Origin of the sequence: Paraburkholderia sp. CNPSo 3281 (genome assembly GCF_024206515.1) — a bacterium.
Classification (GTDB): Bacteria; Pseudomonadota; Gammaproteobacteria; order Burkholderiales; family Burkholderiaceae; genus Paraburkholderia; species Paraburkholderia nodosa.
In genome coordinates this window covers 42,561-63,384 of the sequence record NZ_JAMBPS010000021.1, presented here as the reverse complement: position 1 = coordinate 63,384, position 20,824 = coordinate 42,561, and the positions used below count along the sequence as shown (strand labels likewise).

At 63.8% G+C, this 20,824-nt stretch carries 23 protein-coding genes; 3 read left to right on the top strand and 20 right to left on the bottom strand.

Annotated elements, in window-relative coordinates; all coding sequences use genetic code 11:
- Positions 1–54 precede the first annotated feature (54 nt).
- Positions 55–897: an alpha/beta fold hydrolase gene (locus M3I56_RS20980; RefSeq protein ID WP_254355644.1), complete on the top strand. Its 843-nt coding sequence runs from the start codon at positions 55–57 to the stop codon at positions 895–897.
- A 71-nt stretch (positions 898–968) separates the two neighbouring features.
- Here the strand turns inward: M3I56_RS20980 and M3I56_RS20975 are convergent, their stop codons facing one another.
- The 14 genes from M3I56_RS20975 to M3I56_RS20910 form a co-directional block, all read right to left on the bottom strand.
- On the bottom strand, positions 969–1,133 hold the full coding sequence (locus M3I56_RS20975) for a hypothetical protein (protein ID WP_254355643.1): 165 nt from the start codon (positions 1,131–1,133) through the stop codon (positions 969–971).
- Positions 1,134–1,299: 166 nt separating this feature from the next.
- Complete coding sequence (locus M3I56_RS20970) at positions 1,300–1,839, bottom strand: type II secretion system protein (protein WP_254355688.1); 540 nt, start codon at positions 1,837–1,839, stop codon at positions 1,300–1,302.
- A gap of 95 nt (positions 1,840–1,934) precedes the next feature.
- On the bottom strand, positions 1,935–2,324 hold the full coding sequence (locus M3I56_RS20965; RefSeq protein ID WP_254355642.1) for a type IV pilin protein: 390 nt from the start codon (positions 2,322–2,324) through the stop codon (positions 1,935–1,937).
- Positions 2,325–2,333: 9 nt separating this feature from the next.
- On the bottom strand, positions 2,334–2,861 hold the full coding sequence (locus tag M3I56_RS20960) for a type II secretion system protein (RefSeq protein WP_254355641.1): 528 nt from the start codon (positions 2,859–2,861) through the stop codon (positions 2,334–2,336).
- A gap of 24 nt (positions 2,862–2,885) precedes the next feature.
- The gene (locus tag M3I56_RS20955; RefSeq protein ID WP_254355640.1) at positions 2,886–5,135 is read right to left on the bottom strand and encodes a type IV pilus secretin PilQ; all 2,250 of its coding nucleotides are present in this window, start codon (positions 5,133–5,135) and stop codon (positions 2,886–2,888) included.
- Positions 5,136–5,726: a hypothetical protein gene (locus M3I56_RS20950; protein ID WP_254355639.1), complete on the bottom strand. Its 591-nt coding sequence runs from the start codon at positions 5,724–5,726 to the stop codon at positions 5,136–5,138. It abuts the gene before it with no gap.
- Complete coding sequence (locus M3I56_RS20945) at positions 5,723–6,289, bottom strand: hypothetical protein (protein ID WP_254355638.1); 567 nt, start codon at positions 6,287–6,289, stop codon at positions 5,723–5,725. Before M3I56_RS20945 ends, M3I56_RS20950 begins: the two co-directional genes overlap by 4 nt.
- Positions 6,286–6,816: a hypothetical protein gene (locus M3I56_RS20940; protein ID WP_254355637.1), complete on the bottom strand. Its 531-nt coding sequence runs from the start codon at positions 6,814–6,816 to the stop codon at positions 6,286–6,288. Before M3I56_RS20940 ends, M3I56_RS20945 begins: the two co-directional genes overlap by 4 nt.
- Entirely contained in the window at positions 6,813–7,703 is an 891-nt protein-coding gene (locus tag M3I56_RS20935) for a hypothetical protein (RefSeq protein ID WP_254355636.1), read from the bottom strand. Before M3I56_RS20935 ends, M3I56_RS20940 begins: the two co-directional genes overlap by 4 nt.
- Positions 7,684–9,408: a GspE/PulE family protein gene (locus tag M3I56_RS20930; RefSeq protein WP_254355635.1), complete on the bottom strand. Its 1,725-nt coding sequence runs from the start codon at positions 9,406–9,408 to the stop codon at positions 7,684–7,686. The genes M3I56_RS20935 and M3I56_RS20930 overlap by 20 nt, the downstream gene beginning before the upstream one ends.
- An 18-nt stretch (positions 9,409–9,426) precedes the next feature.
- Positions 9,427–10,629: a type II secretion system F family protein gene (locus tag M3I56_RS20925; RefSeq protein ID WP_254355634.1), complete on the bottom strand. Its 1,203-nt coding sequence runs from the start codon at positions 10,627–10,629 to the stop codon at positions 9,427–9,429.
- Between the two features lie 55 nt (positions 10,630–10,684).
- A complete protein-coding gene (gene gspG, locus M3I56_RS20920) occupies positions 10,685–11,146 on the bottom strand; it encodes a type II secretion system major pseudopilin GspG (RefSeq protein ID WP_254355633.1) in 462 nt (153 codons plus the stop codon).
- Between the two features lie 187 nt (positions 11,147–11,333).
- Positions 11,334–12,002 carry a response regulator transcription factor gene (locus tag M3I56_RS20915; RefSeq protein ID WP_254355632.1) on the bottom strand — a complete coding sequence of 223 codons (669 nt, stop codon included), beginning with the start codon at positions 12,000–12,002 and terminating at the stop codon, positions 11,334–11,336.
- 30 nt (positions 12,003–12,032) lie between these two features.
- Complete coding sequence (locus M3I56_RS20910; protein ID WP_375541764.1) at positions 12,033–12,662, bottom strand: SCO family protein; 630 nt, start codon at positions 12,660–12,662, stop codon at positions 12,033–12,035.
- A 321-nt stretch (positions 12,663–12,983) separates the two neighbouring features.
- On the opposite strand from M3I56_RS20910, the gene M3I56_RS20905 reads away from it, so the two are divergent.
- Positions 12,984–14,081 carry an ATP-binding protein gene (locus M3I56_RS20905; protein WP_309249175.1) on the top strand — a complete coding sequence of 366 codons (1,098 nt, stop codon included), beginning with the start codon at positions 12,984–12,986 and terminating at the stop codon, positions 14,079–14,081.
- A 17-nt stretch (positions 14,082–14,098) separates the two neighbouring features.
- Here the strand turns inward: M3I56_RS20905 and M3I56_RS20900 are convergent, their stop codons facing one another.
- Complete coding sequence (locus M3I56_RS20900) at positions 14,099–14,878, bottom strand: response regulator transcription factor (protein WP_254355686.1); 780 nt, start codon at positions 14,876–14,878, stop codon at positions 14,099–14,101.
- 550 nt (positions 14,879–15,428) lie between these two features.
- Here M3I56_RS20900 and M3I56_RS20895 point away from each other — a divergent pair.
- Entirely contained in the window at positions 15,429–16,061 is a 633-nt protein-coding gene (locus tag M3I56_RS20895) for a lytic transglycosylase domain-containing protein (RefSeq protein WP_375541765.1), read from the top strand.
- 157 nt (positions 16,062–16,218) lie between these two features.
- Here the strand turns inward: M3I56_RS20895 and M3I56_RS20890 are convergent, their stop codons facing one another.
- From M3I56_RS20890 to M3I56_RS20870, 5 genes are all read right to left on the bottom strand, one after another.
- Positions 16,219–16,728 (bottom strand): DUF1269 domain-containing protein, encoded by a 510-nt coding sequence (locus M3I56_RS20890; protein WP_254355630.1) that lies wholly within the window; start codon positions 16,726–16,728, stop codon positions 16,219–16,221.
- A gap of 71 nt (positions 16,729–16,799) precedes the next feature.
- A complete protein-coding gene (locus M3I56_RS20885) occupies positions 16,800–18,515 on the bottom strand; it encodes a c-type cytochrome (protein ID WP_375541763.1) in 1,716 nt (571 codons plus the stop codon).
- Positions 18,516–18,517: 2 nt separating this feature from the next.
- Positions 18,518–19,354: a hypothetical protein gene (locus tag M3I56_RS20880; RefSeq protein WP_254355629.1), complete on the bottom strand. Its 837-nt coding sequence runs from the start codon at positions 19,352–19,354 to the stop codon at positions 18,518–18,520.
- A gap of 30 nt (positions 19,355–19,384) precedes the next feature.
- Complete coding sequence (locus tag M3I56_RS20875; protein WP_254355628.1) at positions 19,385–20,317, bottom strand: outer membrane lipoprotein-sorting protein; 933 nt, start codon at positions 20,315–20,317, stop codon at positions 19,385–19,387.
- Positions 20,318–20,360: 43 nt separating this feature from the next.
- Positions 20,361–20,816 (bottom strand): hypothetical protein, encoded by a 456-nt coding sequence (locus M3I56_RS20870; protein ID WP_254355627.1) that lies wholly within the window; start codon positions 20,814–20,816, stop codon positions 20,361–20,363.
- Positions 20,817–20,824: the final 8 nt, after the last annotated feature.

The window sequence follows — 20,824 nt, the reverse complement described above, 5'->3', positions numbered from 1 at the left end:
GCTCTGCCTGGGCGCAAAGCGCCCGATCGGCTCGATCACCACGGAGAATACAGAATGGAAGCAGTCCAGAGCAGTTCGGCATTACTCAATGTAGCCGATTTCGCTGTTCCAACGAACGTCTCCACTGCACGACTTTCTGCATCGGACCGCGGCACCGGGAAGAACGTGATGTTTTTGCACGGCTGGACCTGCGATTCCCAGGACTGGAGTGGGCAATTGCCCTTCTTCGAGAGCAGGTATCACGTCGTCGCCGTTGACCTGCGCGGGCACGGTGCGTCCGAGGTTCCGCCGTCCGGCGCTTATTCGCCCAAGGACTATGTTGCCGACATCGAGGCGCTGATTGTGACGCGCTACCCGAACGAGCGATTCATCGTCGTGGGACATTCGATGGGCGGCCAGATCGCAGCCCGTCTCGCGGCGCGCCGGCCCGATCTGGTCAGCGCCGTCGTCTCCGTTGACGGGGCAATTGGATTTTCGGGCGATGCCGCTGAAGTCTTCGACAAAACGGCCCATGAACTGAACGCAGGCGACCCTCGCGCCGTCGCCGCCGCGTTATTCCAGCGCGTCTACGGGCCCGCGACCGATCCGGCTCACAAGCGTCGGCACGCGATCCGGCTGCAAGGCATGCCGCTGCACGTCATTCGCGAATCCTTCGCCCCTTTGTTCTTCGGCGACGATCAGATAGGCATCGGAGACGCGAGCGCAAGATTCTGTGCAGGCTTGCAGGTCCCCTTCTATCACCTGTGTGTCGACCCAGTCCAGGCCGACGCCATGCGGCCGTGGTTCTCCCACCCAAAATCGAAAGTGCAAGCATGGCCCAACGCGGGTCACTGGATCATGCAGGACCGCCCGGACGACGTGAACGCCGCCGTGGCTTCATGGATAGATTCGCTTTAGCCGAACGCCGCCATTTGACTTCGCCAGGCGCGCCCTGCTTTGGCGCGATCCCGGATTCTGGACGGCCGTCGCTATGCACCCAGAATCGACAGGTCGGTCGAAAGCGTTCTTTTGAACAGCGTGAGGAGCCGACGTGCGTCCCGTGGACTCATGGCGTCGTTCGCACGCACACCACCGGCAGCCGGCATAGCGGCGATGAACACGATCAACACGCAGATCGTGAAGTCGCCGTTCATGGCGGTCTTCTTCGGTACTACGCTCACCGCGGCCGCGCTCGTGATTCTCGCCTTGTTCCGCTTGGGTCAGCCCGGTGCGCTTTCCACGCTGTCAGGCGGTGCGATTTACGTTCTCGGCATGTTCGCTCGTTGCCGCCATCGCAACGCGTTAGCGAGCAGGATCGGGTTACCGCGACCCGGGCATCCGCTGCCCCGGCAGGAAACCGCCATCGAAGCCAGACAGCGCAGGAAAACCGGTCGATTTGCCAGGCGCGGCGAGGCCGCCAGCATTGCTCTGTGCGGTTCGCAGGCCCGGGGCCAGAAACAGGAACTTCCACCCGTCATAGGTCTCCGCGCCCTCGAAATCCTCGTATTGCCGCGGAAATCCTGCGCGCTTGATCGTGGCCTCGTCTGACCGGCTGAAGACGCCGTAGAATCGATCGCCCTGCAGCATGGGTACCCAGTCATTCTTGCCCGTAATCGGATCCGGATACGCAAAACGCAGATGATGCAAGGACTTGGGAAACCGCTTGTCGTCGAGCAGTTCGTCGACCGATGCGGGATAAGCGCGGCCGACGCGGTAATACCGCAGAATCGCCAGCCGGTACTGGTTGCCAGCGAACAGCAGTTGCTTCTCCTGTTCGCGGCGGCGTTGCAGCGACCACACGTCGAGTGCGCCCGCCAATGCGATCGACATCAGCATCAGCGCAATCAGGAGCGTCAGCAGCACGAGGCCGCCCTCACGCGCGGCACGCCGCCGCGAGCGTCGCCGCGCCCGCGCTTTTGCGCGCGAGCCGACGCGCCGCGTGCCTGCCGAGTGGCTCATTTGGCGCTCCCGTCCGCGCGCGGTGGCGCTCCCTGAGGAGCACTCGCCGGCGCCACGTCGTAGACGCCCGGCCTGGTTTCGTCCGGCGAAGCAATCACCGCCCATTTGTCATCGCCATTGACCGGATCTACCGGGACGGCGCGCAAGTAATGCTTCGCCACCAGTTCGTCGAGCGTCTCAGGATACTGGCCGTTATCTCCGTAGTACTGATCGATCGCGTTGCGCATCACCGCGACGTTCTGCTGCCTGACCTGCTCCTTGCCGCGTTCGATGCTGTGCATATAGCGCGGCACCGCTATTGTCAGAAGCAGGCCGATGATGGCCATCACGACGACGAGTTCGATCAGCGTGAAGCCGCGGGCCTTGTGCGTGCAAGCGGATTTCATGATGCATCGTCACCATTGTTTGTACGGGATGCCGTTAATGCCGACGCGATCGGATTTCGACGACACGTCGAACACATCCTTGCCAGCCTGTTCGCCGCTCATGCCCGGGTCGCCGCCTGCTGCCTGATCCGGCGGCTCTCCATAAGAGCGCACGTTCCACGTCTCTTCGGCAAGCGTGTCCGGGTCGCCGCTAAAGAAAGGATCGCGCGGCACGTGACGCAGGAACATCAGCAGTCCGCCTTTCGGATCCCTGGCGTTCTTTACGCCCGTCACGAGCACGCTCAACGTCGGCGGATAGCCGGACGCTTCCGCATCCTTGTCGATGAGACCGGTATCGCTCGCCTCCTTGTAGGCGTCGAGCGCGGTACGGATCTCGCGCAATGCGTCGCTCAGCTGCTGCTCCTTCTGACGCTGCACCATCAGTTCCGAAAACGGCATGATCGCGAGCGCGAGAATGCCGACGAGCGCGAGCGTGACCACCAGCTCGATCAGCGTAAATCCACGTTGATCGAGCTGGCGTGTGACGCGCAAGCGCATCGTGCTATTTCCGGTAGCCACGGCTCAGTACCCACCCTCGACCGGGCGAAGCGGGTTATCGCTCGGCATGGTGCCTGGCGGCATCGTCAACATCGGCGGCGGTGCGGCGGACGTTGCAGGCGCTGCGGGCGCAGGCGGCGGCGCTGCGGCCGCAGCTTCGCCGCCCGCCTGCTCCGCTGCCGATGGTTCGGCTGGCGCCGGCGCCGCGCTCTGGCCGGACTGCGGCGCGGGAACCGCTTGCGGTGTGGGCGTTCGCGAGAAGCGTCCACCGTACGGTTCGGGCGGCGGCGTCGTGCGCGGCGGCGGGGCCATCTGCCCGAACGCGCCATTCGAAGGCGACGGCAGTGCGGGGTACGCCTCGGCGCCTCCTCGCGAAGACGCCCCTCCAACCGTGCCGCCGCCGACCATGCCTGGCATCGGCTTCACCGGAGGCGCCACGGACGTCGCCGCGTTCGCCACGACGGGGTCGAGCCGAAGCTGATCGGCGTGCACATTGACATCGGTGCCCGACCACAATTCCTGCGTATCCGCATCGGCGGCAAGCTGCGGCCGGACGATGTGCGGTGTGATCTGCAAGACGATCTCCGTCTTGACGTGGTCGCCCTGGTGGTTGGAGAACAACCTCCCCAGCACCGGCAACTGGCCAAGACCGGGCACCTTGTTGGCATTCCTACGGTCTTCGTCCGAGATGAGGCCGCCGAGAATCTGCGTTTCGCCATCGCGCAAGCGCAGACTCGTCGAGGCGCTGCGCGTTCCGATCTGATAGGCGAGAGAATTCAGGCCGTTTGAATTGCTGCTCGAAATCGTATTCGTGATGTTGCTGACTTCGAGATTCAGCTGGATGCCGACGTCGCCATCGCGATAGACCCGTGGCTGCACCTCGAGCTTGATGCCGACATCGAGGTACTGAATCATTTGCGTATAAGACGGGCCGCTCGTGCTCGGCGTGCTGGAACTCGAAATCACCGGTACCTTATCGCCAATCATGATGCGCGCCTTCTCGTTGTTGCGCGTCCTGATGCGCGGGCTCGCAAGGAGATTCGCGTCGGTATCGGTGAGCTTGAAGTTCGCCGTGGCCGAGAGGCTGCTGACATTCAGTTCATTGATCGTCAGATGATGCAGCAGGCCCCATGTCGTCGCGGTGCTCGGGGTCGACATCGTGAACGAATTAGGCCAGTCGATACCCAGATCGGTGAGGCGCTCGTGCGACACCTCCAGCACCTCGACCTCCATCATCACCTCGGGATCCGGCAAATCCTGCGCGGCGATCATCTCCTCGGCCACCTTGATCGTGTCGGGTGTGCCGCGAACCGTCACGGTATTCGCACGCTCGTCGATCACGACTTCCTTGACCTTCAGAATGCTCTTGAGCAACTGCTGGATCTGCTTGGCGTCGACGTTCGACAACTGGAACGTGCGCACCTTGAGTTCCTGATATTCGAGCTGCTTGGCGGGCGTGGCGGGATAAATGAAAAGCGTGTTCGCGTTGAGCTGCTTCTTGTCGAGCTGATTCTGCATGAGGATCATGTCGACCGTGTCCTGCACCGACGCGTTCGTCACGAAGATCGTCGTCTTCAGATCGGCGCGGACGTCGCGGTCGAAGATCACGTTCAATCCCGTGGTGCGCGACAGCGCTTCGAACACCATGCGCACGTTCGCGTCGCGAAACTGCAGCGTCACGGGCTTCTGCATGATCGACGAAGCCGCAAGCTTGTCATCGCGATCCGCCCGCTGCTGACTGAGTTGGGCGTTGAGTTCCGTCTGCATCTGCTGCGCAAGGGTGTTGGTCGGGTTCTCCACCAGCACACGGTGCACCCGCTCGGCCGCCTGCGCATACGCGCCGCGCTTCATCATGCGTTCGGCCTCCTGCAGGATGGCCAGATCCTTGCGGTCCTGATCGATCTGCAAGCCGATCTTGCGTATGCGCTCATTGGTCGGATCGATGTCGTACGCCTGGAAGAGATTGCGGATCGCTTCGTCGAACTGGTAGTTCTTGCGGTACTGATCGGCCTGGTCGAGCAGCGTGTTGACCTGAGCGTTGCGCTGGTTCAAATAGTCGACTTTCGCCTGGGCATCGGTCGGATCGTCATGAACGTTCGGGACGTGCATGCAGCCGCTAAAGGCGAGCACCGACACGGCAATGGCCAGCGCCCGTCTTCTCGCGGCCTGTATCGCGTCCGGGCACGGAGCGGGCAACCGGATGACAGGCGAGAGGCGTGCTGCTGGGCCGCCGTCTCCATCGCGGCCCGCACCCCGTGTGCGTGAGGTTTTCATTTACTTGTCCTCTCGTGGAATGGCGACCACCTGTCTTTCGTGCAGCGGCAAATAGGTCAACACGACGTCCGACTCCGACACCGACTCGACGCGGTACTGGTTGTCGATCACGTCGCCCGGCGACACGATCAGCAACTGGTCTCCGCTGCTGAGAAAGACTTGCGGCTTCGCCGCCTTTGCATCGAGCTGCCCCACGTAGGCGAAAGGCACGGGCGGCGCGGTGGGCGGCGCGGGCCGCACCGGCGCGGCCGGCACTTCGACGGGCGGCGGCGGAAGCCACGAAGACGCCGTGAAGGGATCGTGGGCCGATTCGAGGGAAAGCGGCGCGCGCAACGAAAGTAGCCTGGCATGGGCCGCCGCAGACGCTGAGGCCTGCGCCGCAGACGCTGGCGCAGCCTTCGCGGCCGCCTCGGACGAGTGCGTGCGGCGCCTGGCATCTGGCCGCGCGTGCGCGTCGTTGCGATGCTGGCTGTCGAGCGCGGCGACTTGCGCCGGCATCTGGCGTGCCGCGACCAGCACGCGATACCCTGCCCCGGCGGCCGCGATTGCGCAAAACACCAGCAGCACACGCATGGGCAGAGCGGGTCTCATGGCTGGGCGCTCCGGTAAATCAGTTCGATGCGCACCCGCGCATCGAGAATATTGCCGTCCACCGCGGGACGTTCCACATGGATTTCCCGTAGCGCTGCATTCGGCACCTTGTTGAGCACCAGTGCAAGGAAATGCCTGATCGCGCCGTACTGATCCTTGACGGGCAGCATCACCTGATAGCGGGTAAAGCGCGCGCCCGCATCCGTGCTCACCTGGTACTCGGCAGACCCGAGTGTCAGATTGCTGCCGCGGGCCTGCTCGAATATGGACGCGATATCATCCGCACTTTGAGAAAAGTGCGGGAACAGTTCCGGCAACGCCTCGAGCGCTATCGCATCGACTTGCGCATCGTGCTTGCCAGCTGCATGGCGCGTCCTGGCCGCCTGGACGACATGAGCCGGGGCCCGCATCTCCTTCGTATCGGCTTCCACGCTGGAAATCTCGGCGCACATGAGGGCCGCCGCGCCAATCATCAGGATACCGACGAATCCAGGCAGGCCGAACAGGCGCCGCAGCTCGAACCGCAGTGTCAGCAGCCGGTCGCGCAACTGGTCCACATTCATGACTTCCTCCAGACAGCGGTGATCTGGAAACGAACCGGCTTGCCCGGCACATTGTTCTCGACCAGGTGATCGTTGAGCACGGCCTCGCGAAGCAGCACGCTCGTCTGCAGATACTTCAGGTACGCGATCATCGCGTCGATATTCTTCGCTTCGGCCGTGATGCGAATCTGGCTCTGCGCAGGGTTCTGGTCGATGCCGATCAGCGCGACGTCATGGTCCGGATAATCCTCCACGATCGAAAAGAGGTCTTGCCACGGCACGGTCAGTTCGCGCAGTATCGACAGGCTCTGCTTTTCCGCCAGCCTGGCGGCCGGTGTGGGCGGCGGCGTCACCGCGTGTCTCTGCGCGAACGTCGGATGGCGCATGGCGTCGAGCTGCGCCTGCACGCGATCGTTCTCGGCATACGCACGCCAGAGCCGCGCGCCGCACGCGAGCAGCAGCAGAACGGCGACGCACAGCAGGATCAGGCCGCTCGTCCCGGTGCGTGCGCGCCGCCTGCCGAAGTCGATATCGAGGACCTGGATCATTGCGCATACTCCATCAAGCGCCGCGCGGGCGAGTTGTCCGTCGCCGGCTGTGCCGGCCGGATCGCAGCCGCAAAGCGCGCTTCGAACGGCGCCGGGTCGGTGTCGTTGCCGAACAGATAGATCGTGCAGTCGTCCCGCTTGAGGCCCGCTCGCGTCGCCGAGCGTTCGAACAGCTGCTCGGCCAGTTCGGCAAGCCGTGACGCATTGCCCGCGTCGCCGGGAAACAGGCGTTGCGCATCGTAGGCGGCCCAGCCGCGCCGCTCGATCATCACGGCCTGCATCAGCTCCTCGGCGACGAACATCAGCAGTGCGTCGCCGCCCGCCGCCACGTCGATGCAATTGAGCATTTCGGGCAGTCCCAGTTTCAGGCGCGAAATCCGCACATGTCCGGAGGCACCGACCTCATGAATGCCGTCATGAAGCGCGCGGGACATGGCGCTCGCAAACAGCGCACGGCCGCCCTGCTGCACGCAAAAGCGCACTAGCAGCGTGGCGCCGTCGATCCCGTAGGTGTCGGTGAAATGGGCCAGCGCGACCTCTTCGAGCTCGCGCGCCCGCAGCGTGCGGAAGTCGCCGCGCAATATCGCGTGGATGCCCCAGAAGTCGTCCAGCACCACATGCGCGTTGCGCGTCGACGGCTTCGCCTCGCGGGGCGCCGCTTCATCCGCATCGCCTGCATCGGCGCCGGGCGTGGTGACGAGCGCCGCGCGCAGCGCGTCGAGCAGACCCGACTCGGTACCGTACTGGTCATCGGGAATCGTGAAGCTGGCGGGCTCCGCTGGTGGCAGATGCTTGCGGGTGCGCCACAGCCGGGGCGCGCGTGCGCCGACGACGATCTCGCGTGTGCCGACTCCGATCGCAACCGGACTATTCGACCATCGTGACACGATTGATCTCCTCGAGTGTCGTTTCGCCGCGCTTCACCAGATCGATTGCGGCCACGCGCAGCGTCTGCATGCCGTAGCGCATCGCCGCAGCCTTGATGTGACCGAGCGGCGCGCGCTCCGACAGCAGTTGCCGAAGTTCGTCGTTCATGCGCAGCGCCTCGGCGATCGCACGCCGTCCGCGATAGCCGCTGCCACGGCAGGCGCCACAGCCGGCGCCGCGGCGGAAGAGGTAGCCGCCCGCTGCGTCCGGGTCGATGCCCGAGCGCATGAGCGTTTCCGTGTCGATCCTGTCTTCGGTCACGCAGTCCGGGCAGCATTGCCGCAACAGGCGCTGCGCGACTACGCCATTGAGCGCGGAAACGAAGCTGTACGGGTCGACCTCCATGTTGGTGAACCGGCCGATCACGTCGAACACGTTGTTCGCGTGCACGGTCGTGAATACCTGGTGCCCGGTCAGTGCGGCCTGCACGGCGATCTGCGCCGTTTCCGGATCGCGGATTTCCCCTACCATGATCTTGTCCGGGTCATGCCGCAGAATCGAGCGCAGTCCGCGTGCGAACGTGAGCCCTTTCGCCTCGTTCACCGGGATCTGCAGGATTTCGCCCAGCTGGTATTCGACCGGATCCTCGATCGTCACGATCTTCTCGAGACCGTTGTTGATTTCCGTGAGAATCGCGTAGAGCGTCGTCGTCTTGCCGCTGCCGGTCGGCCCCGTGACGAGCAGCATGCCGTATGGCATCGACGCGAGCTTGCGCATGAAGCGCGTATCGCCCTCCTGAAAGCCGAGTGCCTCGAGCGTCAGGCCGCCCGCCGATTGCGATAGCTGATAGCGGTCGAGGATCCGCAGCACCGCATCCTCGCCGAACTGGTTCGGCATGATCGACACGCGGAAGTCGATTTCACGCCCCGCGTACTGCGCCTTGAAACGGCCGTCCTGCGGCACACGCCGCTCGGCGATGTCGAGCTCGGAGATCACTTTCACGCGCGAGAGCACCTGGTCCGCGACGTCGCGACCCTCGGCACGGCCGACCACGGTGAGCACGCCGTCTAGGCGGCACTTGATCATCAGGCCGTTCGCGCGGCATTCGAGGTGAATGTCGCTCGCCATCATCTTGAGCGCGTCGTAGATCGTCGAGTTGAGGAGTCTGACCACAGGACTGTCGTCGCTGCTGATGCCCTGCAGCGTCAACGCCAGCGAGGCCGGATCGACTGTGTTCTGGATCGGGTCGTCGAACGCGAGGGAGTCCATCGCGCGCACGTCCTTTTCGCGCACGGTCAAATACGCATTGATGTCTCCCGCGCTCGCGAGCGCCCAGCTATACGGCACGCCCGGCTGCGAGCGCATCCGATGCTCGATCCAGCCGCGCGTGCGCGCATCGAGCGGATCGGCGATCGCGAACAGCAGCCCGTGATTGGCGTCGGGATCGTGGAAGCACACGCAGAGGCGAGTCGTCGCTTCGACGAACGAAACCACTTCGAAATCCGGTTCGAGCTGATTCAGCTCGCGCATACCGATCGACTTCATGCGGAACAGCGCTGCCAGTTGCACGCGCAGTTCGTCCGCGCTGAGCGAGGTTTGCGCCATCAGCTCTTCGAGCGCGCGAATGCCGGAACCATGCCGCTCGCCGAGCGCTCTCAGTGCGTCGCGCAGATCTGCGCGCGCTTCGGCTTGTGTGCCATCCGGCTGGGCGATGAGTGTATCCACGCGCTTCCCCGATTCGGTCTACTGAATGCTCGACGCAATTTCGAAAATCGGCATGTACATCAGCACCACGATGCCGCCTATCACCACGCCGATGAAGATCATCATCGCGGGCTCGATCAAGCGCGAAATCAGATCGATCGTGCGCGACACCTGCGCCTCCTGGAACGCCGCGATGCGGTCGAGCACGGGGCCGAGACCGCCTGTCTTCTCGGCCACCGTCAACAGGCGGTACGCGATCGCGTTGGCGAGCCCTGCCTCCTGAAACGCGTCCGAAACCTTCGCGCCGTTGCGAACCTGGTGCAGTGCGCCCGCGAGCGCTGTCTGGTCAGCTCGTCCAACGAGGCCCTGTGCGAGGTCGAAGGCCTTCACGGCGGGAATGCCGCCGTCGACGAGCATGGCCGTCGTGCGATAGAACTGCGACTGGCGAAACACGCGAAAGTGTCGCCCGATACCGGGCAGTGCCAGCATGCGATCGGCGATCCAGTTACGCACGAACGGGCGGCGCAACGCGAAGCCGGTCGCCACGGCCAGCACCGCGACGCTCACGGACAGCCCGGACCCGTGCGCGTGTACCAACCCGCCCCAGGCCATCAGCATGCGCGACAGCAGCGGCAACTCGCGCCCGCTGTGTTCAAGCAGGCTCGCGAAGCGCGGCACCACGAAACCGAGCAGGAACAGAACGACCGCCGCGCCGACGAACAGCAGGACCGTCGGATAGATGGCCGCGGACACCACGCGTGCACGCAGCTCGTGGAGCGTCGCGCTGTTGCGCGAGTAACGCGTGAGGCTGTCGGCGAGACCGCCGGTTTGCTCGCTCGCCTTCACGCACGCGACCAGAACCAGCGGGAAGATATGGCTTGCGTGCTCGAGCGCCGCGGATAGCGAGTGCCCTTCTTCGAGCTGGCGCAAGAGGTCGCGATACACTTGCGCCGACGTCTCGCGGCGCTCGTTGCCGCCAAGCGTGCGCAACGCGTCGACAACACCCACGCCCGCATCGAGCAGCGCGGCGAGCTCGCGCGCAAAGAGCTCGACGTTGAACCGGCCTCCGGGAATCCCCAGCCGGTTCGCACGATGCCGCCGACGGCCGCCCTCGGCGCGCACCGAGACGACGCGCAGACCGCGGGAACGCGCGAGTGCCGTGGCTGCCGCGGGCGTTTCGCTGTCGATGCGAAGCGTCTGGACCGAGCCATTCGTATCGAAGACACGCAGCACGTACTTCACGTCGACTCTCCTTGCAGACAACCCACCAGCGGCGCGGCGGCCCCGCCGCGCGCCCCTACCACGACGAGATCGTGACGTTCTCGCCCGCGCCGTCACCGCGCCCGTTCTTGCCGAGCGAATACAGGTCGTAGTCGCCGTGTTCGCCCGGCGAACGATACTGATACGCGCGATCCCACGGATCCACGGGCACCGCCTTCTGCAGATACGGCCCGCTCCAGTGCGCGGCATTCTGCGGCTTCTCCACGAGCGCCTCCAGGCCTTCTTCGGTCGTCGGATACGCGCCGACGTCGAGCCGGTATTGATCGAGCGCCTGGCCGAGCGACACGATCTGCGCACGCGCGATCTTGACGTTCGACTTGCCGACCTGTTCGAAATATCGGGGCGCAACGAGACCGGCCAGCAAGCCGATGATGACCATCACGACGAGCAGTTCGAGCAGCGTGAAGCCGCGCCGCGCATACGTGCGTGCCGGTGCCGCAAAACCGGCGCAATGCCGCGGCGCCTCTGGCTCGGGCATCTGCACACCGGGTTGGAAAGAGGTCGATTCGCTATGCACGGCTCCCCCCTGTATCGACTCACCGCTTCAGCGCCGCTGAAGCCGTTGAATGCATTTTTGTTCAGGTCGATACGGGCAAGAAGTAGGGAGTGCCGTCCAAAGACATGGGTAAAGACCCTCCAGTTGCAACTTCCCGTCTGGAGGGATTTCACACATGTTCGTCGTCGGGCAACGACAGCACGCCCATGTCGATCGCAATGCGCACGAGGCCATTCAGGTTCCTGATGCCGAGCTTGCGCATCAGGTTCGCGCGATGCTTTTCGATGGTCTTGGGGCTGAGACTCAGGCACGCGCCAACCTGACGGTTGGTGTGCCCTTCGACCACGAGCCGCAACACCGTGCGTTCGCGGCCCGTCAACGCGTTCCAGAGCTGCGCCTTGTGCGCGATGTCCTCCTGCGATCCGTGCGCCCCTGCACTGATCCGGTTCGCGCCGGCCGCGCGCTTGCCCTGCATCACGAAGCGCATTTCCCGGACCAGTTGATCGAACGACGCGTCCTTGACCACGTAGCCGTCGGCACCCGCGGCGAACGCCTCCCGCACATGGTCTTCGCTCCAGTGAACGGTGAGGACGATGATCCGGACGCGCGGGGACTCGCGCTTGATGGCGGTGATCGCTTCGAAGCCGCTGCCGCCGGGCATCGTCAGATCCATCAGGATCAGATCGGGCAGCGTCTCCCTGGCGAGGCGATGAGCTTCGAGCCCGCCGCTCGCCTCGCCGACGATGCAGCAGTCGTCCAGTTCGGAAACCATGCGACACAGGCCGCTGCGCAATAGATGCTGGTCCTCGGCAATCAGCACACGATGTCGTTTTTCCAATTTCGTCGCTCCTTGCGGGACGCTGCAGGCCTAGTTGGAAGCGACGACGTCGTGATAGGCGGCGAGCAGTTCCGACGGCGTGGCGAAGCCGTCGATGCGCAGCCATGGCTTGCCCGGCGCGGCGCGCAGGAAGGCAACCGGCGTGTGATTCATCTTGTCGCCCCGATAGACGTTGAACGCGCGCTGCGCCGCAATGCTCGCCTCGACCGTGCCGGTGTAGTGCTGCCACTCGGGGCCGGCTTCGAACCTGGCCGCATAGGCCTTGAGGCGCGCAGGCGTGTCCTCTTCCGGATCGATCGAGATCGAGACGATATGGACCTTGTCCCGGTCGCTGCCCAGATCGCTCTGAAATTTCTCCAGCGTCTGGCTGGTCATCGGGCAGATCGTCGTGCAGGTCGTATAGATGAAGGTCACGATCACCGGACGACCATCGTTCAACTCGTCGACGAGCGAAACAGTCTTGCCGTCATCGCGCACGAGGTCGACCGAAGGCAGCGTGTATTGTGCCGTCGTGCGCGTCGTCATGCCCGCCATCATGTGATGATGCATGTGAGGATCGGCAACGGCCGCAGCGTCGTCGGAAGGTGCGCACCATGCCGCCGTTGCCGCGAGCGCCATGCCCGTCAGCACCCCGATCCTTAATTTTGCAGTCCTGTTCATACCGGTCTCCAGAAATGAGGAAAAAGGTCGCTTCTAGCGATGCGCAGGTTGCGGCGCTTTCACTTCCTCGCAAGTTCAGTGTCATGAATTTGCCTACAAGCGTCATTGGATGAGGGACCCCAAACGGCGGTAGGGTATGCCCGCTTGATGGAAAACCCGCACCGTGCAATGGGGGGTGTCCCCACACTACGACCCCACAAATTCCCCGTTGCAGCTTGCGTCGACCACGGCCTACAATCCCGATAGTCTTACGATTTGATTATTTCGACGCATCGGGGAGCTCCAATGGATGAAAGCCAGCCAGGGGGACCGCAGGTTAGATTGCTCGATCTGATCGAAGCAATGCGCAAACTTCGCAGCGCGGCCTACGCCAGCCAACCCGACGCCGGCGTCGTCACCGACGCGCGCGGCGCAGCGCTCGCGATTCTCACGCCCGATGGGACCTTCGTGTCGGCAAACCGCAGCGCCGCCGCGCTGCTCGGCTATTCGAGCGCCGAGCTCGTCGGCAAGGGTCTCGCCGACCTCGCGCCCGACGACTCTCATAGCGACCTGGCAGACGAATTGTCCGCGAGCAAGGCTCGCGAGTTTCATTCGTTCAGCGCCGTCCTCACCGGCCGAACGGGTCATCCAACGCGGCTGGCGCTGCATCAGCAATGGGTCCCCACGAAACAGATGGAGGCGCGCGTCTTGCTGACGCTTTTCGAAGAGCCGCTGATCTTCGAGCCCAGGTCTGCCGACCCGGCCGACACGTTCGATGCAAGCGAGCGGATGTGCCAGATGTATCTGATGATGGGCCAGCAGAAGGAACGCCAGCGTCTTGCTGCGGAGTTGCACGACGGCCTCGGCCAGGCGCTAACCCTCGTCAAACTGATGACAGAGGACGCACTGATGCGCATACGCCGCGGGCAGGTCGACGATGCGGTACAGCTGCTGGATGCGACCGTGTTCAGGGTCCGCGAAACGATCGGCGACGTGCGGCAGATATGCGGTGAACTGAGGCCGCTCATGCTGGACAAGCTGGGGCTGCCCGCAGCATTGGGTTCGCTGTGCCGGCGCATCGAACATGGCACGGAGGCGATCTCAGTCTTGTTCGACTGCGATGTCGCGGACAAGGACGTACCCGAGCATCTGAAAGCGGACATGTTCAGAGTCGCTCAGGAGGCGCTGAACAATGCCGTCAAGCATGCCGAGGCGACGGAAATTTCCCTCAGCCTGCGGAGTGACGCGGGCGGCCTGCTGTTGACGATTCAGGACAACGGCATCGGCTACGAGAACCACCCGTTCGCTACAGAAGACGCCTATTCGACCGGATTGGGCCTCATCGGCATGCAGCACCGCGTGGAGATGCACGGCGGCGCGTTTTCGATCGGGTCGTCCGCCGCGACCGGTACGCGCGTCTGCGCGAGCTGGACGCGCTAGTGAAGCCTTCGTCGCACTCAGGTTCCCGTTTCGCCCAGGCGGTATTCGGGCAGTTCGCCTCCTGGGCCCGAGCCCGGAGCCGGATCGGTGCGTTCCGGCAAGTGCGCATCGTCAACGTTCGGCTCAGCGCACTTGGCGGCGAGCGAGGTCAGCAAACCCATGCTCATCGCGACGAGAACCAGTTCGGTCAGGTTGGCGATATGGAGTTTGTGCATCATGCTCGCGCGATACTTCTCGATCGTCTTCGGACTCAGGTTCAGATATTGTCCGACCTGCCGGTTGGTGCGTCCTTCCGCGATCAGTTTGAGCACGCTGCGCTCGCGCGCCGTCAACACGTCCCAGGCATGCTTCGGCGCGGGCGCTTCGCGGCCGCTGACGAACGAGTCGACCATGTAGCCGTACACGTCTGCGCTCAGATGTTTCTTTCCCTGCATGACTGAGCGCATCGCGACCAGCAGTTCCTCGAACGAGACGTCTTTCAGCACGTAACCGTCTACGCCAGCACGCAGCGCTTCCCTCACGTACTCCTCGCTTTGATGCACTGTGAGCGCGATGATCCGTATGCCCGGCGATCGCCGTTTGATTGTCGCGCTGGCGTCGATACCGTTCATCCCCCGCATCGACAGATCCATCAGGATCAGATGGGGGGCGAGCGTCATCGCCTGCTGGCAGGCTTCCTTGCCGTCCCGCGCTTCGCCGACGACGTCGTAGTCGGCTTGCGCACACAACATCGAACGTAGACCATTTCGCAGCAGATCGTGATCCTCTGCGATTACAACGCGACATTTGGTATTCACGTCTTGTCTCCCAGTGCCCGTGCCCTCGGCCGTCATTACCGCATTCACTATTTGACGAAAATTCTTTCCTTCCGCAAAGCTTTCACTCTTTACATTCGAATTCCTAACTGTTAGCTTTATGTTATTTTCGGGGTACTGTGTACGCCTGCCCACCGCAAGGTTCACGCCACTTCCCGCAGAGCACGCAACGGCGCGCGTCTCCACTTGCCGGGTCATTTCGGGAGCGCATCAAGCACCCAAAAATGTTTCAAATTCGAACCCTTTTGAAATCTCCAGAAGGTTAGCTATCGCAATGGATAGGGGAAACTCGTTCATTTTTATCATTGGATGAAAATTGTTCCATAAAAATTGCATCCAGTGAGAAGAACGAAGACACTGTGCATGACGGCTGAGTTGTTTCCGTTGATTACCGTCTCTTACCATTTGTTTCGAATGTTAAGTTTTTGCAATGGGCTTTTTTGCCGCTCTTTCGCGTCTCAAAGTGTAGGGAGGTGCCCCATTGCCGAGCGGTTTTTTCTTCCACCACAATTCAGGTGCAGGAGAAAAAACAATGCATTGCCACCCTTCATCCAGCTTCGGAAACGCGATCATTGCCGCATTCGCGATGCTCGGTGCGGTGTTGCCGGAAACGGCCTGCGCGCAAATTTTTGGCACGGTCGGCAGCGACGGAGCGATCGTTCTGACGAACGTGCGGGGCAAGCCCGGATTGAAGGTGATCGTTGCGGGCGAGCCGATTGCCGCACCAGGCGCCAGGCGCCAGTCCCGCAAGTCACCAGGCGGCGCCGACTCTCCCTTGTACGCGGACGTGATTGATGAAGCGAGCCGCTCCTTTCGCGTTCAACCCGAACTGCTTCGCGCGGTGATCGACATCGAGTCGGGATACAACCCGAAGGCGGTGTCGGAGAAAGGCGCGCTGGGATTGATGCAGTTGATGCCGGACACCGCCGCGCGATTCTCGCAGGGCGACATGTTCAATCCGCGAGACAACGTGCTGGCCGGCGCCCGCTATCTGCGCTTTCTTCTCGATCTGTTCAAGGACGATGTAGAACTCACGCTGGCCGCCTACAACGCCGGTGAGAACGCGGTGATTCGCGCCGGCTATCGTGTGCCGTCGCTGCCGGAAACACGTCTGTACGTTCCGCGCGTGCTGGCGCGCTACAAGCAACTTCTCGCGGCCAGCTGATCGCCTGATTGCGCGCCCCAAACGGCATGCATAGCGAACCGGCCGACTGGGGACCAGTACAGTCGGCCGGACGCCCTCTGCGACATAGAACGCGAACACTTGCAGGGGTGCTGCGTCCTATGCCCTCCCACCGGTGTCGACTCCGAGCCGGCGCACGTCACCGGAACAAGGGAATGGTCTTGCCCGTTCCCTCGCTGTGCGCCTGGGCACAGTGAAGCTCGATCATCTGCTCGATCTCCTCCACGCGCTCCTTCGGGACGTCGATCATCATCAAAAGCTCGCCCCGAAGGATCGCCTCTTCGAAGCGCTTCAATCGCGTATTCGGCATTTCGACGCCGATCATCGCCGCTACCCCTGCGCCGAATCCTGCGCCCGAAAGCGTGAGGATCACCACAGTGCCGCCGGCGATCCGAACGTCTTCGGACGGACAGAAAAGGGCAACCAGCGCCATCAGCAATCCGGCCGTACAGCCTGCTGCAGTGCCACGTGCCAGCGAAGCGAGCAGATCGCTGCGTTGGGCGAGCGATGCCTGCGGCAAGCCGTCGATCGACACATTCTCGTTGGCGATGACATGCATATGCCGCCACTCGACCCGATGCATCAGCAGTTCGCCGACGACCGCCCGTGCGCGCTGTGGGGTGGGCAGCAGAAAATAGACGCGTCGCATTTGAGCCATTCCAGCTTCCCGTCGTGAGTGCGCAGATGCATGAGACACGCTCCCGCAAAACGCAGTCGATCTCACGGCACGATCCAGTCCCCGTCGGCCACGAGCTTGATATGGTCCGGCCCGGCAAAGCGGACGATATAGCCGCCCTTGGACGCGAATGTCTGCCCCGGCGCCAGCGTCAGGCGCGGATAGTAGCCCGTCAGGATGCGGCGTTCGAGCATGTCCTGAATCCGCTCCACCAGATAGTCCCTCACGAACGCATCGACCATATGGCTCAGGGTCTCGGCGAGCAGACCGCAGGCAAGGTAGGTGTCCGCCTGCACCTGGGGAGCCACCATCGGAATCTGTCTGATCGAGAACCAGCCGAACGCGTAGTCGACGCGCACGCGCCGCCCTTCCGGCAAATCGAACGGATACGCAAGGCGCGTGACGCCACGCCAGCTCGTCGGCAGGGGGGTGCTATCCAGCCCGCCCATGAGGCCCGACATGAATACCGTATGCGTCGCCGGAGGGATTCTCGCGAGCGCCGCAACATCGGGCGGACGCAGCCACAGCACAAGCACATCCGAGCGCGGTATTCCATGCATCGCACTGGCAACGCCCTCGCCGGCGGCGAGCGCGCGGTTCGATACCGTAATGCCGTGAGCCGCCAGTGCCGTGGCGAGCGACTGCGCTCCGCGTGCGCCGTTGTCGCCCGTGCGATAGACCTGCCAGACGTGCGTCCGCGCGTTCGCCTCTTTCGTGCCCTGCGCCTGCGGCGGCGCGCCAGCTTCATCGACAATGCGCGCCGCAATCAGCTCAGACTCGAGCAGCACGCCCTTCGAGAAGTACACGGAATAGAAGTCGCGATCGTCTTCGACCGGCACCTCCACGTTGGGAAAGAGGCACGGCACGGCCTCCTGCTCGCAGAAGTCGTGAATCGGCGCCCAGTTTTTCCCTCCGAGCCCCGACACGACCGCGAACACAGGCTGCCGGGCCAGAAACTGCGTAAGCTGCCCGCGCCAGGTCTCCGGCGGACCTTTGAGCTCCCACACGTGCAGTTCCCAGCGGCGATTCACCATGAACATCATCTTGCGCGACGCACGCAACGGCGGCACCGCACCGAGCGGAAAGACGTTCTTGTCGGCGAAGTAATGCGTAAGCACATCGAGCATGCCCGCGCGTTTCACCGGGTCCGCATCGGGGGTGATGATCGTCGCGAAGTGCAGCACGGTATCCGTGACGCCCGTCGGCCTGCGCCGATCGAGCTGTTTCAGATAGCCGATCAGCGCCTGCATCTCGGCGTCGTTCAGCGCGTACTGCGGCATCAGGCTGCTGAGCGGCTTGCCTTCGGAGTCGATGCCTTCGCGAATGGCACGCGCGACCGTCGCCTCCGTGTACGGTTCACGTTCGGCGCGCATTCCGGGAACGTATGGCAAGTCGCCGTCTTCCGGGTTTTGTGCGCGCGGCTCGACGAGGTAGCGCCAGGTGATCGGCGGGATGCTGCTGTTGCCCTCCCTGGAGCCCAGGCCACTGCGCCGATGACAGTTCACACAGGCCGCGGCAGCGCCTTGCAGGCGCACGCCTCCGTCGTGCATCGCCTCGAGCGCTTCGCCCGAACCCAGTACGCCCTGCTGATAGAGGGCCTGCCCGACGCTCGACGTCGCGACCGGCGGCGCGGCAGGCGCGCAGCGCGCCTCGCGCACGGGCATGATCAGCGCGGCGAGCAACGCGCATGGAGCAAGCCATCGCGCCGCCAGCGACGGTGTCCGTGTGCGGCCTGCCGGCCCGCTTGCGACGCGATTCATGGTCAGGGCGACGGATGTCCGGCGCCAGGCAGCGCCGGCGAGGCATCGACGTCGATCGAAACCGATTTGCGGTGCATCTGCGGCGCCGCGGGCCTCGTGAAGATTCCATCGTCCAGCGCCGGATTGAGCGACACCTTGTCGATTGTCAGCTTGTCCTTTTTGTCGGACGCCGCTGCGCCGCTCTCGATCTCGAGCGGTATCTGCAACCCCTCGACGCTTCTGAAGTCGCTGTAATTCACCTCCACGACGACCGACTGCCCACGCGGCGTGCGCACCTGGTGGTCGACCTGCACGTCGAGAAACGTTTGAGCGTCGATCCACACATGGCGGATCACGCCGGAAGGCAGCTTCGCGGCAAGGCGATACGCATCGCGCCCTCCCACTTGATCCTTGCCCTCGAGCGTGACCGTGATGCCCTTCGCTTCATGGTCGATCAGGAGCCCGTCGATCACCTGCTCGTCGCGCGCCGAGGTCGCCTCCTCCATCGAATACGGACGCGGCGTCGCGCTGCCCATGCCATTCGGGCCCAGTCTCCAGCCTTGTTTCCCGTCGAATACGCGCATGGACTTCTGGTTGAACACGGTGACCTCGAAGCGTGTCTTGTTCGGGCGCTTCATGGCGAGGACAAACGGCAGATGCGGCGCAGGTGCATTGGGGCTATCCACGTGACCGGACCAGATCATGGTCTGGACTTTGCGCCACGCGTCGAGCCCGCCTCTCGCCCCGACGTTCTTCTCGATGATCTCATCGGTGCTCAGATCGTGCGCGGGCATCTGCTCGCCCGCGAACACGACCGCCGCAACGCTGCCGGCGAGCACCCATACTGCGACTGGTTTCATGGCCGTCAACCTCATGGGGGCACCCAGCGGCTAGTGGCTTGCGCTCTGGCGTGGGCTCGCGTGCGCGCCGGCATTTGCACTTGCGCCTGGGCTCGTACTCGCCGCCGGACGCGGGCTCAGGCCCGGGTTCGCGCCGAGGACCGGCGCGGGGTGCGTCACCTTCGCCACCATGATCTGCGGCTTGGCAAAGAGCGTGTCGTCTGCCTGCGGGTTCAGTGCGACTTTGTCGATGATCAGCTTGTGCGTGCCTCTCGCGCCGACAACAACCGTCTCGAGCGTATGCGGCATGACGAGGCCGCCCTCCTTGCGGTAATCGCGATAGAAGATGGCGACGTTGTGCATCTTGCCGTCGAGCTTGCGCGGATCGCCGTCGATCTTCAGTTCGAGAAAGCTGGCCGCATCGATCCATACACGGCGCGATGTGCCGTCTTTCATCGTCAGCTTCAGCACATACGCGCGATGGCCTTCGACCATTTCCATGCCGAGCACGTCGATTCGCGTACCCTTCGCCGCATAATCCATGAGCGCACCGTCCAGTTCGGCCCACGATGCGGCCGCTTTGGCCTCCGCGGGCGTGTAGGGCTCCACTTCATTGCGGCCGAGGAACGGCCTGACCTTCCAGCCCTGCGCGCCGTCGTAGACCTGGAATGCCGTCTGGTCGTTGAAACGGACCTCGATGCGGCTCTTGCGCGGGCGCTTGAGCGTCATCGTGAAGGGCAGCCTGGTGTTCTTCGTGCCGCCCGCCTCGAGCTGCCCCGACATCGTCATCGCGTTGACCGCGTGCCACGCCTGCAGGCCGCCGCGCGCCGCGACGTTGCGCTCGACGATCTGCGCGGCGCTCATGTGCGCCGCACCCGCAGTCTGGGCGCTTGCCGCAGAAGACCCCGCGAGCGCCACGGGCGCGCTCGCCAGGAGCGTCGCCACCGAGGCGGTCCGAATCGCCAGCGAAAGAAAGCGGTTCATGAGTCATCTCCTCTTCATCTGCGCACGAACAGCCCTTGCGCAATCATTCGACTATCAGCCCGTCGACGTGGAACGACCCCACGAATACGTCGACGCGCTCCCCGGCCTTGATCAGACCGCCCTTGTTCGAGAACACCATCCAGTACTCCTGACCGGTTTCCAGCGGACCGCTCTGGCGCAGCGCCCCGACCTTGTCCATCACCGGGATTTCGAGCAACGCATGGCTCGTGCGCCCGAACATCACGGCAGTCGCGGTCTTTTCGCCGAGCGGCCGCGCGGCCACCGGGTCCGTCACGCGATAGCTGAAACGGATCAGGTTGCCCGACGCCGTGCGGCGCACGCTCAGGTGGTCGATGCCCTGCATCAGCTCGTAGTAGCCCTTCGCGCGCTGCGGCAGGCTCGCTGGCGAGTACGGCGACTGCTTCGCCGCCGCGCTCGCACCGGCCTCGCCCGCCGCGGGCTGAAGCAAGGCCGCGGCGAGGCAGACACTGCCGGCCATCAGCACTC

What these genes read in the sequence shown, in the direction of transcription:
- M3I56_RS20880 (WP_254355629.1), bottom strand. Translation starts at nt 19,354, where the DNA reads ATGAAACCAGTCGCAGTATGGGTGCTCGCCGGCAGCGTTGCGGCGGTC.
- M3I56_RS20910 (WP_375541764.1), bottom strand. Translation starts at nt 12,662, where the DNA reads ATGAACAGGACTGCAAAATTAAGGATCGGGGTGCTGACGGGCATGGCG.
- M3I56_RS20960 (WP_254355641.1), bottom strand. Translation starts at nt 2,861, where the DNA reads ATGCGCTTGCGCGTCACACGCCAGCTCGATCAACGTGGATTTACGCTG.
- M3I56_RS20890 (WP_254355630.1), bottom strand. Translation starts at nt 16,728, where the DNA reads ATGCGACGCGTCTATTTTCTGCTGCCCACCCCACAGCGCGCACGGGCG.
- M3I56_RS20975 (WP_254355643.1), bottom strand. Translation starts at nt 1,133, where the DNA reads ATGAACGGCGACTTCACGATCTGCGTGTTGATCGTGTTCATCGCCGCT.
- M3I56_RS20955 (WP_254355640.1), bottom strand. Translation starts at nt 5,135, where the DNA reads ATGAAAACCTCACGCACACGGGGTGCGGGCCGCGATGGAGACGGCGGC.
- M3I56_RS20945 (WP_254355638.1), bottom strand. Translation starts at nt 6,289, where the DNA reads ATGAATGTGGACCAGTTGCGCGACCGGCTGCTGACACTGCGGTTCGAG.
- M3I56_RS20980 (WP_254355644.1), top strand. Translation starts at nt 55, where the DNA reads ATGGAAGCAGTCCAGAGCAGTTCGGCATTACTCAATGTAGCCGATTTC.
- M3I56_RS20885 (WP_375541763.1), bottom strand. Translation starts at nt 18,515, where the DNA reads ATGAATCGCGTCGCAAGCGGGCCGGCAGGCCGCACACGGACACCGTCG.
- M3I56_RS20870 (WP_254355627.1), bottom strand. Translation starts at nt 20,816, where the DNA reads ATGGCCGGCAGTGTCTGCCTCGCCGCGGCCTTGCTTCAGCCCGCGGCG.
- M3I56_RS20950 (WP_254355639.1), bottom strand. Translation starts at nt 5,726, where the DNA reads ATGAGACCCGCTCTGCCCATGCGTGTGCTGCTGGTGTTTTGCGCAATC.
- M3I56_RS20940 (WP_254355637.1), bottom strand. Translation starts at nt 6,816, where the DNA reads ATGATCCAGGTCCTCGATATCGACTTCGGCAGGCGGCGCGCACGCACC.
- M3I56_RS20965 (WP_254355642.1), bottom strand. Translation starts at nt 2,324, where the DNA reads ATGAAATCCGCTTGCACGCACAAGGCCCGCGGCTTCACGCTGATCGAA.
- M3I56_RS20895 (WP_375541765.1), top strand. Translation starts at nt 15,429, where the DNA reads ATGCATTGCCACCCTTCATCCAGCTTCGGAAACGCGATCATTGCCGCA.
- gspG (WP_254355633.1), bottom strand. Translation starts at nt 11,146, where the DNA reads ATGCCCGAGCCAGAGGCGCCGCGGCATTGCGCCGGTTTTGCGGCACCG.
- M3I56_RS20875 (WP_254355628.1), bottom strand. Translation starts at nt 20,317, where the DNA reads ATGAACCGCTTTCTTTCGCTGGCGATTCGGACCGCCTCGGTGGCGACG.